The 14,352-nt window shown below is 58.2% G+C and carries 8 protein-coding genes and 1 pseudogene; 6 read left to right on the forward strand and 3 right to left on the reverse strand.

Annotation, left to right across the window (positions count from 1 at the left end; translation table 11 throughout):
- Positions 1-4: 4 nt before the first annotated feature.
- Positions 5-304, forward strand: coding sequence for a hypothetical protein (locus ACMFWR_RS31530; RefSeq protein WP_413197713.1), 300 nt, complete (start codon positions 5-7; stop codon positions 302-304).
- A gap of 491 nt (positions 305-795) precedes the next feature.
- Here the strand turns inward: ACMFWR_RS31530 and ACMFWR_RS31535 are convergent, their stop codons facing one another.
- Positions 796-4,458, reverse strand: a complete 3,663-nt coding sequence (locus ACMFWR_RS31535; RefSeq protein ID WP_413197714.1) for a CheR family methyltransferase — start codon at positions 4,456-4,458, stop codon at positions 796-798.
- Positions 4,459-5,324: 866 nt separating this feature from the next.
- Between ACMFWR_RS31535 and ACMFWR_RS31540 the strand changes: the two genes are divergently transcribed.
- Positions 5,325-5,684 (forward strand): hypothetical protein, encoded by a 360-nt coding sequence (locus ACMFWR_RS31540; RefSeq protein ID WP_413197715.1) that lies wholly within the window; start codon positions 5,325-5,327, stop codon positions 5,682-5,684.
- Between the two features lie 299 nt (positions 5,685-5,983).
- On the opposite strand, the gene ACMFWR_RS31545 is transcribed toward ACMFWR_RS31540, so the two are convergent.
- On the reverse strand, positions 5,984-6,397 hold the full coding sequence (locus ACMFWR_RS31545) for an Hsp20/alpha crystallin family protein (RefSeq protein WP_413197716.1): 414 nt from the start codon (positions 6,395-6,397) through the stop codon (positions 5,984-5,986).
- 9 nt (positions 6,398-6,406) lie between these two features.
- Positions 6,407-6,847 carry an Hsp20/alpha crystallin family protein gene (locus ACMFWR_RS31550; protein WP_413197717.1) on the reverse strand — a complete coding sequence of 147 codons (441 nt, stop codon included), beginning with the start codon at positions 6,845-6,847 and terminating at the stop codon, positions 6,407-6,409.
- Between the two features lie 589 nt (positions 6,848-7,436).
- Between ACMFWR_RS31550 and ACMFWR_RS31555 the strand changes: the two genes are divergently transcribed.
- The 4 genes and pseudogenes from ACMFWR_RS31555 to ACMFWR_RS31570 all read left to right on the forward strand — a co-directional run bounded on the left by ACMFWR_RS31555 (position 7,437) and on the right by ACMFWR_RS31570 (position 13,377).
- Positions 7,437-7,691, forward strand: a complete 255-nt coding sequence (locus ACMFWR_RS31555) for a hypothetical protein (protein ID WP_413197718.1) — start codon at positions 7,437-7,439, stop codon at positions 7,689-7,691.
- A 1,115-nt stretch (positions 7,692-8,806) separates the two neighbouring features.
- Positions 8,807-9,049: pseudogene (locus tag ACMFWR_RS31560) on the forward strand (hypothetical protein); the annotation flags it as partial.
- 794 nt (positions 9,050-9,843) lie between these two features.
- Positions 9,844-11,430: a methyl-accepting chemotaxis protein gene (locus ACMFWR_RS31565; protein WP_413197719.1), complete on the forward strand. Its 1,587-nt coding sequence runs from the start codon at positions 9,844-9,846 to the stop codon at positions 11,428-11,430.
- A gap of 894 nt (positions 11,431-12,324) precedes the next feature.
- Positions 12,325-13,377 (forward strand): alginate lyase family protein, encoded by a 1,053-nt coding sequence (locus ACMFWR_RS31570; RefSeq protein ID WP_413197720.1) that lies wholly within the window; start codon positions 12,325-12,327, stop codon positions 13,375-13,377.
- Positions 13,378-14,352: the final 975 nt, after the last annotated feature.

Raw genomic sequence — 14,352 nt, forward strand, 5'->3', positions numbered from 1 at the left:
GGATATGAAAGATCAAACTGAGTGGGACTCGTGTCTAAAGGGTTTGCAGGAATTAGTTAGACTAAATGAGTTGGCTATGGCGGCATTTGGGGGGCAGTGCTGCGCATTGAAAGGGATGATGGACGCTGTCCTGATGTTCCTCTCTCCGGCGCAGCGCGAAGAGCTTAGGAATGTGCTTCGAAAGAGGCAGCTCGACAGCGAGCCAATATGTGGGCATACGGAAAATAGGGCGTTTTTGACTGCCTATCACGGCGAGCTGGCGAGTTTGCTCAACAAGATCGACCGTCAGCCCGCAACTATTTGACACAACGACCGTACTAGAGTTTTGTATCGGGCGCAGCGTTCGACTGTGCAGCTTATGATCGCTGACGTGCGATCGATTGCGGGATCTGCGTGGGCTCGACTCGAGGTCATGAACGAAGGCACTGGCCTCGGGCTATATCGTCAGGGGCGAACGAGCCGGTCGGCGTACGACGCTTAGGACGTTCAACTGGCGCGAACGCCACGGCTTGTGTGCGGACAAAAAAGGGCCTTTCGAGGTTCCCTTGTGTGCCTTTTAGTTTTGGCGATTTACGACGCTAGCCGGCGCATCGATGAAGTGCCCAGGTTTGTCGCGCCATCATCGTTGCTCACCGGCGAACGTTCGCGGTCAATGTGCCCGGCATGGGACGTCGTAGTTAGCGGATTCGCCTGTTGTCTGAACGCGTCGCGCCATCAATGTCGGACAGGGGAAATTTGGGGAAAGACACGGTTCTGAAGCGATGGGCGAAGGCAGAGCCACATGGAACATTGTGTTCAGCGGCCTTGTCTGAGCAACAGCTTCTCGAGTAGCACATTGGCGTTCACGGGCTTGGGAAGGTGGTCATCGAAGCCGGTGTTGATGGCCGCGTCTCTGTCCTGCAGCGAAGCTAGGCCGCTGAGCGCTAGCGCATAAATGCGCCGCTGGCCACTTTCTTGCCTTCTCACCGCCTGCATCAGAGCGTATCCATCGGTGCCCGGCATCGCAAGATCGCTTACCAGTATATCGAACGAGCCCGCAGCGAGACATGTGAGTGCTTCGCCGGCACCGCTCGCCGTCTGTACTTGCGCCCCTAGGCTACGTAGCAGGTGCGCCAGCGCCTCTTGCGACTGCGCGTCATCGTCAACGAGCAACACGGACAACCCGTTCAGGGTTGGCGGATGAGTAGAGGCCGGGGCTTGCGATTTCTCGTCGCTGATCGCGGTACTTTGCACCAGCGGCAGGCGCACGGTTAGCCGCGTACCGCGACCTTTACCTTCGCTGTTGACCGCTACTGTGCCCCCGTGCGCTGCAACCAAGTGCCTGACGATCGACAGGCCTAATCCCAGTCCGCCGTATTCGCGTGTGCGGCTTGTATCCGACTGCATGAAGCGATCGAATAGCTGCGACAAAAGCGCGGGCTCGACGCCGATACCGTTGTCAACAACGGAGAGTTCGACCAGCGTGCCCAAGTTTGTCAGTGCAACCTCGACCCGACCGCCTCGCGGCGTAAATTTCAGCGCGTTTCCGATCAGGTTGGACACCACCTGCTGCAGTCGGCGAGCATCCCCGTTCACGACGGCCTGATCATGCAACCCGGAGGAGAGCAGCGCTAGTCCCTTCGCTGCGGCTTCCGGCCGAAGACCTTCCACGACAGTACGCACAGCGGCCGCAAAGTCAACCAGCTGCGAGTCAAGCGCAAAGCGGCCGGAAGTGATTCTTGATACGTCCAGCAAGTCGTCGATCAGCGCTGCCTGTGATTGGCAATGCTGCAATATTGCGCTAACCGCGCGCTCCCGCGGGGTCCCCTCGACCTCGGAACTACGTTCGCTCGTCGTTTTCAGAACCGCTGCCCAGGCGGCGATAACGTTCAGCGGCGCGCGCAGCTCGTGCGAGACGATGGCGAGGAAATTGTCCTTGGCTGCGTTGGCCCGCTCAGCGTCGCGCTGGGCAGACCGTGCAACTTCGATGGCACGTTTGAGCTCGTCAATATCCTGTACGGCAAGCACGGCGCCGTCGATGCGGTCATCTGCGGTTCGATACGCGCGCACGTTGACCAGCCACCAGCGTCCTTCGTTGTCTTGGTACTCGCGCTCGACCTCCGTCAGTCCCTGGACGGCGGACTGCACCATGCGCTCAATGTCAGCAGCTGAGAACAGGCGGCTCAGTTGCGCCATTGGCTGGCCAACGCTGTCGGGCGGGAGACCGAACAGCGTCTGCGCCTGCGGCGAGAAATGACGTAAGCGAAGTTGCTTGTCCAACAGTACAACGGGCAGCGGGATACCTTCGACCAAGTTGGTCAAATCATCGTTGGCACGGTCGAGCTGCTGATTTCTCGAGCTGAGTTCGTCGTTTAGTGAACCCAGTTCTTGGTTTGCCGACTCGAGTTCTTGCTTGGCTAGCAGCAGTTCTTCGTTCGCGCTTTGCAGCTCTTCGTTCGTGCTCAACATCTCCTCATTGGCGGTGCGTAGTTCCTCGTTGGCCGACTCAAACTCGGCCACCACCGATTTCAACTGCGCTTGTGTTGCCTCGAGCTCGTCGGATAGCGTAGCGACTGTGCGCTCGAGTTCCTGAACCTGACTTCCTTTTGAGCGCGTGTCATATCCTGAGTCATGCACGGAAGGCGCTTCCTGTCGCAAGGGCTGCAGTGTCACCATGAAATGCGGCACGAGATCCTCGCCGCCCAACGGCAGTACTTCGAGCGTAAAGAGCTTCTCTCCGAGCGCGACGCGTTCTCGTCGAATCGTCTGACCCGTCCGTCTCGCCTCGATCAGCGCCGTGCGCACCGTCACATTTAGCTCGGGGCGGAGCAGTCTCGGAAGGGCGAGCGAGGCTTCTCCGCTTGCCGGCGCTATGAAATCCGCCACATTGCCGCGAAAATGCACCACGTTTGCCTTCTCGTCTACGACGAACCCGGGGGGCGCATAGCGCTCCAGCGCGGCGCGGGTAGCGGCTTCGATTACCGGATCGATTGGTTGCGTCCGGCGAACTGAAGGTTGATCGCCTTCGCTTGCCCACGGTCGTAGTGCGTTAGTCGGAAACACTGCTTGTTGACGCCTCGCCACCGCAACTCTGCGATAAAGGTGCGGCGCGCCCGCGTGTTCGAATCCTTCAGCCGCCGACGCCGCCTCCGCGCGCCCGAGAAGCACGAAGCCGTCCGCGCGGCATGCATAGTGCAGCGCTTCAAGCACATGTCGCTGCGCTTCTTTGCGCAGATAGATCAAGAGATTGCGGCAGCTGACAAGACCCATGCCGGAGAAGGGGGCGTGAGTCAACACGTTGTGCCGCGCGAACACACACATGTCGCGAATCGACTTCCGCACGACGTAGCCGCCGGAGGTCGCGGCGAAGGTGTTCTCGCGAAACCCCTCCGGTACATCTTCGACCGAACTTGAACTGTAGCGGCCGGCGCGTGCGAATTCGATCGACGCTTCGTTGATGTCGGTGCCGAAAATCTGTACCCGGCGGTGAAGCCCCGCGCGGTCAAGCGCATCCCTCAGCAACGTCGCGATGGTATAGACTTCCTCCCCCGTCGAGCAGGCCGGTACCCAAACGCGGATCGGATCGTCCTTCAACTCGAGCAGACCGGGAATCACCGACTGGCGTAGCACGCTGACGAATTCGGCATCGCGAAAGAACGCGGTGACGCCGATCAATATGTCGTCGCGCAATGCCGCTGCTTCACGGGCATCGCTTCGTAGAAGTTGCAAGTACGCGCCGACATCGCGATCCTTTTGCAGCAGGACGCGGCGAAGGAAGCGGCGACGCAGGTTTACGCCCTTAACGTAGCCCAGATTGATCCCAGTCTTCTGCTGCACGATAGACAACGCGCTACCGAGTTCGTCGTTGTCTTCTCGTGCTTCCGCACCCTCGTCTAAGCGCGTTGAATCACTAAATCGCTGCACCAGGCACGCGACGATGTCTTCGGCAGGCAGTACCTCATCGACAAGACCGGTGTCAATCGCGGCGGAGGGCATGCCTTGGTGACTCGCGGTCTGCGGTTCTTGCGCGATTGCGAATCCACCGGACGCCTTGAGGTCGACAAGGCCTCGTGCTCCATCCTCGCCCGTTCCAGAAAGTATGACCGCCCCGCTATTTACGTCTGGATCCTGCGCGAGCGAGGCTAGGCAGGCGTCAATGACCAGATTGGGGCCCGCTTGGCGGCGCGTGAGTCGAAAGTGTCCGTCCAGCGCGATCACGCCGGCGTTTTCGGGGAGCACATACACCCGCCCATGTTCGATTTTGCGTAGGTGAACCAGCTTCTCGACAGGTAGACGACAATTGGTCTGAAGGATGTCGGCCAGCCGGCTTTCTTCAGAGGGATCGAGGTGTGTGATAACGAGCGTGGCAAAGCCGGGATCAGGGGGAAGTGCTGCGACAATAGCGCGCAGGTCATTCAAGCTGCCCGCCGATCCGGCCAAGACAGCCACCCTCAACAAGTCTGAAAACTTCGCCCCCATCTGCCTTACTCCTGCTGATTTCCGATAGATACAGTCGATTGCAGCACGTCTTGCAGCTTCTCGCGCGGGAGCGAGAGCAATCGCTGTTCCCGCGCCGCGCGTGGATCATTCGCCTGCGACGCGACTGGCTGAGGCGCCGAAGCAGTGGGGGCGTGTCGGATCGTAGAGCGCGGATGCTTACTTCAAGCGGCCCCGAGCGGACTCGCGGGGACAGGCGCGATAGCGTCGTAGCAAACGGCGGCGAACACGGTCGGAAAACATGAGCGAGCTCGCCCGTGGAGAGCGCCACGCGGGGTAATGCTGCCGAGCGGCGATGGCCGGAGCATAACACTGTCTAGCGCCGGCGAGTCTACGGCCGAAGGAAGGTCGCGCGAAGGCGTTTTGCGACCATGCGCGCCGCGGCATGCGAAACGGGTGTCCCATGCAAGGTTCGTTGGAACCGACAAGGTAACCTCCCTCACAAGCGCCTCCGCGACTCCAGTTCTATGTTACAAGAGAAGCCGATCAGGCAGCGCAGAGGCCGCGGTTGAAGCACAAGGGGAAGCATCCTCCCTGATTCGACGGGACAAGCTCACGTCTAGCAACTATTCAGTCTTGAGCATGGTGTGTTTGGTAAAGTCTGGCGCGAAAGCTGGTACGGTGTTGTCTGTTGTCTCGGGGATTCGGCGGTCGCGCCGACTTCGAGGAAGCGCGCGATGCTGACACTCGATTGGTTATCTCCTCGTCGTTGATTGCCGGCCTGTTGAGCTACGACACGAGTCGGCGCGAGAGAGCACGCAGAAAAATTATGCCCGAACAAATGAGTATTTTGAGTTGCGACATCGTCGCCGTCGCCGCACTGGCCGTGGGTCAACCGTGGAATACGTATGCCTTCCAAACTTCGTCGCAATCTTCTTGCGCAAGCGGAAATGCTTGCTCTCGTTGTCGTATCGGAGCTTTTTGTGAGGCGGACGACCGGTCAATGGATGGCGGTGGACGAGCTCGTCGAATGCTCAAATCTTTACCTGGTAGATCGCGATGATGTGATAAGGCGATCAATGATCGCAAGCCGCGCAGGCATCGTCGCGCGAGAAATCGAGCGCGTCGATGCCTTGTCTGTTGATCATCCCGACGATCTCTTGGAAATGTTCGACTACGGAGTAACGCTAAATCGTTCGCATCCGCGATCGCTCGACGTTTACACGCGTTGTGTCGCCCACCTTATGGAGACGCGTTGGGATTTGTGAACAGGGCCTGAAGACAGGGTAAGTGGAAAGATGCCGTTGAGGCCGTTGTTGTCGCGATACCTGGCATATTTCTGCCGCGCGGCTCTTGTCAACAAATCCCGTGAGGGCACACCAATTCGGCGATGCATTTTGCTTGACACTAGGCCGCAATGGAATGCGCCCGCTCTCCGGCGCGAAAAACTTTCTGCACGCAAGGTGCTAACTACGTTTTTTGCACGAACATGCCGTGGGCGCCATGAAGCTTCACTCGTTACCTTGACGGAGCAGCGACAACAAAGCCATCGCTGCTCCACCGGGCATCACGCAGACGCGATCTCAACTCGTCGCGGTTTTGCTTCTTCTCGACGTGGGATTGTCAGAGTGAGTACGCCGTTTTTCAAAGACGCTTCGACTTTTGATGTGTCGAATTCGTCGCTGACGGTAAACGTGCGAGAAAAGTAAGGCGCGCGAACCTCGCTGTGGGCGAGTTGCAGGCTTGCCGGAACGTGCACGACAGACTCTGCCTCAATGGTTAAGCTGCCGTCATGGACCTTCACTTCGAGCTGCTCTTTCGAGACGCCCGGCAAGTCTGCCCACAGGGTGACCTTATGACGATCTTCAACGATGTCGACGCTCGGCGTCAAAGTCTGCCGGCGATTCTCCTCTGCTGCGCGCTGACGTACCGCCGCGCCCTGCTCACGTTCTGCAATTTGGGTGCTGGTGTAATCGCTCATGGTGTCACCTCATTGAACGGTAATCGAGCGCGGCTTCGACGTTTCGCGCTTGCCAACTGAGATTAAAAGACAGCCATTCACATACTTGGCCTGAACTTTATCCGGGTCTGCTTGCTGAGGGAGCTCGATAGCGCGGCGGAACGAACCGGTAAAACGCTCCTGCGCGTACTGTCTGGCCCCTTCGGGAAGTCGGTCATATTCCGTGTCCCGTTGGCCGGAAATGGTGAGCAAGCCCTTCTCGATGGACACGTCCAGCTTGCTGATGTCGAGTCCCGGGGCGAATGCCACGATCTCTATGGATTCGTCGGTCGACCCGACGTTGACTTGCGGGAACTTGCCCACACGTGTCGAACGAAGACTCGTGGGAAACCCGCCGAACAGGCTGGACATTTGGCGCTGCAAACGGTCCAGCTCACCGAAGAGGTTCGGTGCAATAAACACATCACTCATTTTCGCTCTCCTCCCGCGAGGCAAGAGGAGGCAGCATACGCGCATCATCTTAGCTGCCCCCATGCCGCGGACAATCAAGTTGAAACACGCAGCGCGAGACTGAAAGCGGCTGCCCTGTGGGGACGGAAGTAAGGGCGTCGAGAGGCCTTTCAAGGCCGCCGCAGAAAATTTTTTAGTTGAAATGTAGCCCCCGACTTCATGGATACACCAGCCCGCTAATAGCGCTGCTGCAAGTCAAAAAAGGCGATAGGTTGCGACGGACTCCTCCGTTCATTCTCCTAGCGCCTATATCACCTGGGCGCTGTGTCGCGAGTCCTACGCCGATGAAGAGAGGTTTTGTTACAAATATCCGCGTTTGATAGCTCTTGAAATTGTTGCGGGCACCTCTATTTCGGTTTGCGCCAGACAATGGGCGGACTGCACCGAGGCTTCCCGCGCCCCCGTAAAGCCTTAGCAGATAGGGGCGCCAGAAACGGAGTACTGACGAAGGTGCTTGGGCACTGGGCGGCTTCATCGCTGCCTGACGCAAGCCGTACGGCGTGACTCGTTGACGTTTGCAGGTCGCGCCGATTATCCGTGCAAAATAGCCATGAAACTGAACCTCATCATTGATTCGAGGCCGCTGGATGTAGAAGTCGATGACGTTGTGGCGAGCCTACTGGCCGTGCGGCTAGATCTTCCCGCTGGTGCTGAGAACCGCGATGCCCTTGCAAGCTATCTTAGCGAGAAGGGTGCGCCTTGGACTCTCGACGAAGAACATATGCGCAGGCGCATCTTGCGAAGACTCGTTTTGGACATTGCTGATCCAGTGCTCGTGATGCGCCATCTCATGGCAGACGGATGAGCCTCGTTCGGCCGTGTAGATCCGGAAGAGCGGTGCGTTCGAGCTATCTGATTTCAATGTGTGTCATTTGATCAAATCATGACATCCAGCAAGTCTCGTCTGCCGTCCCGACTTCCCGCAGGGCTGCACAGCAGGAACTATCGCCGATTTGTTACAGATCTCGGTCGGTGAAGAACTTACCTGCAAAGTCTCCCTCGACATGGCAGCGCTAGGCCATGGCCACCATAACATGGGATTCAATAAGCGCGGCGCGACTGCCGATGAAGGTCTTCTTCGAGGGCTTCCGATTCGGGCTGGCCAGTTACTTTCACCGTTACGAAGCGGCGTGGACCTTGGCGCGTGGAACAGAAATTCCGGTGCTATATTGAAGCCGGATCGAGGGGCTGCGTCCGGTCATACTCAAAAATATTCTGCGCATCATGTTTTCTCGAAGGTCTTCAGTTCGGCGAGCTTGAGCGCGCTTGTGCAGGTCTGCTCGACGACCGTGCCGACACAGCGTTTATCTCCTCCGTGCTGCTGTAAGTTCGAACGCTAGCCGCCCACTTTGTCGCGGTGCGTCTTCCGGTCGTCACGACTGCATCGTCAATCGGAGCGGCGTGTATCCGAATCATCGACTTCGCAGTTGTCTCCTCGCGAACAAACGGCGATCCATGCGGCTATGTTATCGAGCGTATCGGTTGACATCGAGCTTGCGCCGACGATCCGGATTTTATCGAGGTCATTCGCCAGAACGACGTCTTCAAGCTCGCTAAGGCGCGACCGAAATGGCCAAGTAAGGGGTTGTCCGCCCGCGCGAACTATCAGCCTCGTAACTCGCCAGCTGTTGGCACAGATTCGCCCAGATGTCCGCTAGACTCGTCGCAAGGAGATCGATTTCACTGCGCGCAGTGTTGCGGTTCCGTGCAGCATGAGTCCTTTGTCATCAGCGCCGACGCGTTGGAGAATTTGAGATGACCTTCGCGCTGAATCACTGCCGCCGCCGAAGCAAAACGCCTCGTGTACGCGAGCAGCATGCTTTCGCCGCGAGTTAGCTATAGCGAAACGTGCGTGCGCCCTTGAATTATTTTGGAAGGGTCCTATCTTGGCGTGTAGAGAAATCTGAGACGGAGGAAATCTTGGAATTCGACACCGACTGGCTAACTCTGGGCAGGCACCGAGTGCGGTTGCGCTCAACCAGGGGCTTCCCGTCCGAAGCGATGCGTGAAGTAGTAGAAGTGATACGCATCGCTGTCGACAGAAACATGAGCGCCCGTGCGCGGTTGGTCGAGGTGACCTGCCGACAAGAGACAAACTATAGCGTCATGATCGGAACCACCCTGGCCGAAGACAAGGTCTTCGCACCGCAGCTTGAAGCGTCGGGGGGCAGTCGACTTAAAACAACGAGGCCATGTCGACTTCAAACTGCCCGATTTACCGTAAGCGCTACACGCGCTCGAGTGATGGATTGAAATGGCTGGGGGTCGATTCGTTGCTCTCGAGGTGTCGTCAGTCGCGTCGACGCATCGTCGACGAAAATCAGTCGCGAATACGTTGGCGTTCGTTCGTCGAACCACACGGAGATCCTCAAATCCGCGCCCATCGTCAGACACTTGAGCATCTCGGTATCCAACACGACGCCGTGCCGCTCGCGCAACTCTCGCTGGCGAAAATCGAACCGAACTCGCGGCGGCACTCACGAACGAGCGAGTTCTCGATCTTTCGGTCCTTCAACCAGGTGATGGTTGCTGGTGTGATGCCGATGCCGTGAAGTGAGCGCCATGAGCCATTTGCGTTGCCTCTCCTGTGTCAGGCGCCCGGTCTGACGTTCGCCGATGCCGGTGCGTCCGACGCCACGCAATGGCATTCGCAGGCCTTCATCGATCGAATGAACGTAAGACGCGCGAACTTGGTCATTCTAACCGTCCGATCCTTGGGATCAGGTTCGTCGCGCCTTGCAATGCCGGACAAGAATGTTCCGAAACGCGCCTGACGTGCAACATGTCCATCCTGGGGGGCTAGGACACCACTTCATGGAATTGATAGGACAATTGAGTTTTCAGCAATGTGTAAACCCTGAACTATCGATTTTCCTCGCCGGAGCCATTCAGCGGGCGTCTGTAATGTCGATATAGAGGTTGACGCATAAACGCCGCAAGCACAGGAGTGGTGAAGCATGACCTTCAGACAAATGACCATGAGGACCAGTCTCGCGTTGACGTTTGGCATGCTCGCGATAATGGTGTTGCTCGTATCGGGACTTGCGATCAATGCCCTGAACGAAGCGAACGAACGCTTTGCGGGTTTCGTCGGAGGAATAAACGCGCGAGCCGAGGCTGCTGCGTCGGTGCGAGCGGCGGTGGACGACCGCGCCATGGCAGTACGCAACCTAGTGCTCGTAGCGTCGCCAGCCGACATCGAAGTAGAAAAGAAGGCGGTTAGCGATGCCGAGCAGAGAGTAGAGACGAGTCTCGCGCGATTCGATTCATTGGTATCCGGCGCTACCGACATCAGCGACAAGGCACGCGGGCTCGCGGCGGAGATTTCTCGCGTCGAGACACTCTATCGGCCAGTAGCTCTAGAAATTGACAGGCTTGCGCTAGATCACCAGCGCGAGGCTGCCATCGAGGCTATAGACACAAAGTGCAGACCTTTGCTTGCTGCTCTAATAAAGGCGACAAACGAGTATGCGAGTTATACCGGTCAGCGGGCAAACGCAATGGTCCTGGAGTCAGAGAGGCACCTCACCGGCCAGCGCAATCTGCTCCTTGGCATCTGTTTCGGTGCCATCGTGATTGCGGTTGCATCAGGTTTCTTAATTACACGCGCTCTGTTGCGCGCCCTCGGTGCTGAGCCGATAGTATTGAGAGAAGTCACAAAGCAGGTAGCCGCCGGAGACTTAGGCCCCGTTATGGGCGCGCAAGATGCACCGTCGGACAGCGTACTTGCCTCAATGAGTGCGATGCAGCTGAGTCTCGTCAGCTTGATCGGAAAGGTTCGAACGTCGGCAGACAATATTGCGATTGGGTCGAGCCAGATTGCGTCGGGTAATCAGGACTTGTCCTCGCGAACCGAAGAGCAAGCGTCGGCCCTACAAGAAACCTCGTCCAGTATGGAGGAACTGACAGCAACGGTGAGACAAAATGCGGAGAATGCGCAGCGGGCGAGTGCGCTCGCGGCGAGTGCATCGGAAATCGCGCAGAAAGGCAGTGCAGTCGTCGGGCAGGTCGTGACAACGATGACGAGCATCAACCAGAACTCGACGAAGGTCGCGGATATCACCGGAATTATCGAAGGCATAGCGTTTCAGACCAACATCCTCGCTCTCAACGCAGCTGTTGAGGCGGCTCGCGCAGGCGAGCAAGGGCGTGGATTCGCTGTCGTGGCGAGTGAGGTGAGAAATCTTGCACAGCGATCTTCAGTTGCGGCTAAGGAGATTAAGGAGCTTCTCAATGCTTCGGCGAAGAGGGTTCAAGATGGTTCAGAACTCGCTGACGCGGCCGGCATAACGATGAAAGAAGTTAATCAGGCGGTTGCACGTGTAACGGATATTATGAGCGAGATCGCTGCGGCGTCCGGTGAGCAAAGTCGTGGCATCGAGCAAGTCAGCCTTGCGATCACCCAAATGGACGAGGTGACACAGCAAAATGCAGCCCTAGTAGAAGAAGCGGCGGCCGCTTCGGCGTCGCTCGAGACCCAGGGGCGACAACTTACGGAGGCGGTCGCATTTTTCCGTGTGGGCGGTGGTTCTTTGCGGGCATGACACCGGGACAATCGAGGCCGACGCCGACTGGTCATCTTCGATTCACCGACTTTGTGGCGTAATGTGCCCACAAAAGTCCGCGCCGCATACGTTGCTTGGGTGAGCCGATCGTGACGTATCTCAATCGGATACGCCGCCAACAGTGATCTAGGCCGGTGACGAGGTCGGACGCACGCCAAACGGCAACAAGCCAGCCTACGACCATCACAACGAGATCGGTTGGATCCACCATGGGCAGGCGGATAATGAGGCCCGCCTCTGATGAAATTTGTGCGGATGCTGATTACGCTTTGTCGCCGGCTACCCTTTCTGCGACGTGGCCGCTGTTTGACCGAGGGGTTCTAACGAGGCAACCGGCGTCACCGATGCGCCCGGCTGTCACCGCTTGCAGAAGACTTGTCTCAGCAGCGCTGCGGTGGCGATTCGACGCGGGGCTTTTGACTTGTCATCGATGGCCCGGCTTAGGCGAGAGGGAGTCGCAAGTAGACGTCCGAAGCTACGCAGCAATTGATGTCGAATGCGCATTAGTTCGCCGTGAATCTCCGGAGTCTAAGGACGCAGTTGATCGAGGGCATGCCTAGGCTGCAGACAATTGCCATACAGGCCTATCGTTAGCCGCGCGGGCCGATAGGTGAAGGAGCGACGCCGCCGCAACTGGTCGTTGTCAAATTGGCGCTATACGGACGAGTGGGCGCGTTTCCGCCCGATGTTTCCGACCCATTGGACGTCGCGACCGGTCGGGCTTGAGGCTAGCCGCAGGATTCAGAGGTATTCTCATGCCGAGAATACCTCACAGCGCGCGCTTTTAGCGCAACGTAGAATGGCGACCCAATCGAACACAATTCCCGCATACGCGGGATAGGATTCCAATTCGAAAATTGGGGTAACGCAGCTATGAAAGCCTTCGGCCCAACGTTGGCTGTGATGTTCCTGTTTATCCCCGCCACGCATGCAGCGCCGGCGTGCCCTCAATATCCGCCAGTGATGAACGTCAGTGGACCGGAGTTTTATTCCGATGCTAAAGGATCGACTGTCGATCCTGCCAAAGAAGCGGAGCTCGGTCGGGATCGGCAACCCATCAACGACTTTCTTTCGTACGAGACGCAGTCGCTCGATGGCAAGCCAGCGTGGAGCAGGCTGACGGATCTCTCCTCAACCTGCGCCAATCTGTTGTTGCAAACCTGGGCGGCGGCGGACGCCATGGCGACGACGGTCGATGCGAACGGGCGCTACAGCCGTGAGGGCGGTGTTGACAAAGGAGAGTTTACGCGCGGCATGGTGATGCTCGCATTGAAGTTGCGCGCGCAAGGACAGGAACTGGGGCCGGAGGTCACACCATGGCTTGGGCACTTGGTGAACGAAAAGATCAAGGGAGATCGTCAGCGTCTCGCGCAAGGAAACAGGGAGGGTAACCTGTGCTACGAAGATGGAGCGACTGCGGCAGGTTATGCCTTGCTTACGAGTGACAGGGACGCGTTCGATTTTCAAAACGAGGTGTGGCGATACTTCCTGGCGTCCGTTCACGACGATGGCTATCTCGATTCCGAACTTGTCCGTGGCTCGCGGGCGCTGATCTACCACGATCGCGCCTTATCCATGTTGCTGGCCCTGCGCGAAATTCGAAGGACGTTGCACATCCCGGAAACAGCAGAGGACCGGTCCAAGCTGAAGGCATTATCGGATCTGGTCGGTCGCTCGATCTGTCATCCCGAACAAATGGCGACGAGAGCCGGCGTTGTTAGCGAAGAGGCGATAGGTGCCTGGGGCTTTCGCGTGCAGCCGACCTATGGCGCTGATCTCGTGAATTCTGATTGGCGACAGTGCGGCATACCGACGCCCAACCTAGTCGATCTCAATGGCGGCGGCGATCTTGACAAGATGCGCAAGGCTCTCGACGAGTTGGCCGGCACCGAGGCACGGCAAGGCTCTGCCGCACCTGGACGCTAAAGGTTGCCACCATCGCAATTGGTGGTCGGGCGGCACAACATTCGCCGGCAAAGCGGACATAGGCGCACGCGTTCAAGTGGGCAGCCCGACCGATCTGGAGCGACCGCGTGACCGCTCACGTAGCCATTGTTAATCTTGGGATCCAGACGGGGCGCCGCTAGTTCGCTAGAGACGAAGCTGGCCCATTGTGCGATAGGTGCGCGTTGACCCTCACGCTGAGCTTTAGTTGCAACATGTATGCGGCGGGACTCGCGGCAGCAGCGCGCTCGAGGTGTGGACCTCAAGCGATGAGCCCACCTCCGACGGTGCACGCGACTTCTGCTCGAGATTCGAGCCCGGCGCGATGGGTCACGTCCAGGGAATGTCCATGGTGCAAAAACCTCGTCTCCAACTGGCTGCCTGACAAATTGTGTAGCGTCCGCGCCCGTCAAAAGCAAAACCACCTGAAGCTCGCCATCAGCATCGGCATGCGGACCTGGACAGACCCCTGCAGTAACCAAAGGGGCGATGTCCCGCCTGGTGGCTCCGAATATGTGGCCAGGCGGATCAAGGCACTACGTGGCGAACTCACCTCTAGATTCGGATGCGTCTACTGCGGTGTGAATGTCTACCATGGCCTGATGAATGCCCGCGCCAGAAGTGGCAGGCAGTTTCGAAGCCGATTCTCAAGTGTTTCCGAACGTGCGACGCACCGATACGGAGCCCTTTGTTCCTCCACCGTCCGCCGCCGTCGAGCGACCCTGTTGGCCGCTGGGCGCGAAAGACCTAGGCTTGTTCGATGCGGTGCAGATACACACCAAGTTCTCTTCCCGCGGAGCACGTGGACATCAGGGGCTGGCACCGCCCTTTGTCGAGTTACGTGTCCGTCGTAACTGATCTTGTGCGGCACAACCACATCCATTCGCGCCGATCATCAACGCTGCCTCATCGCATGGGGCGGGCGTCGCTTGAATGGACAAAGCCGAGCACAACATA

Origin of the sequence: Pararobbsia alpina (assembly GCF_965118125.1) — a bacterium.
Classification (GTDB): Bacteria; Pseudomonadota; Gammaproteobacteria; order Burkholderiales; family Burkholderiaceae; genus Pararobbsia; species Pararobbsia alpina_A.

Coding starts and splice junctions, on each gene's coding strand:
- ACMFWR_RS31530 (WP_413197713.1), top strand. CDS start 5: ATGAAAGATCAAACTGAGTGGGACTCGTGTCTAAAGGGTTTGCAGGAA.
- ACMFWR_RS31535 (WP_413197714.1), bottom strand. CDS start 4,458: ATGGGGGCGAAGTTTTCAGACTTGTTGAGGGTGGCTGTCTTGGCCGGA.
- ACMFWR_RS31540 (WP_413197715.1), top strand. CDS start 5,325: ATGCCTTCCAAACTTCGTCGCAATCTTCTTGCGCAAGCGGAAATGCTT.
- ACMFWR_RS31545 (WP_413197716.1), bottom strand. CDS start 6,397: ATGAGCGATTACACCAGCACCCAAATTGCAGAACGTGAGCAGGGCGCG.
- ACMFWR_RS31550 (WP_413197717.1), bottom strand. CDS start 6,847: ATGAGTGATGTGTTTATTGCACCGAACCTCTTCGGTGAGCTGGACCGT.
- ACMFWR_RS31555 (WP_413197718.1), top strand. CDS start 7,437: ATGAAACTGAACCTCATCATTGATTCGAGGCCGCTGGATGTAGAAGTC.
- ACMFWR_RS31565 (WP_413197719.1), top strand. CDS start 9,844: ATGACCTTCAGACAAATGACCATGAGGACCAGTCTCGCGTTGACGTTT.
- ACMFWR_RS31570 (WP_413197720.1), top strand. CDS start 12,325: ATGAAAGCCTTCGGCCCAACGTTGGCTGTGATGTTCCTGTTTATCCCC.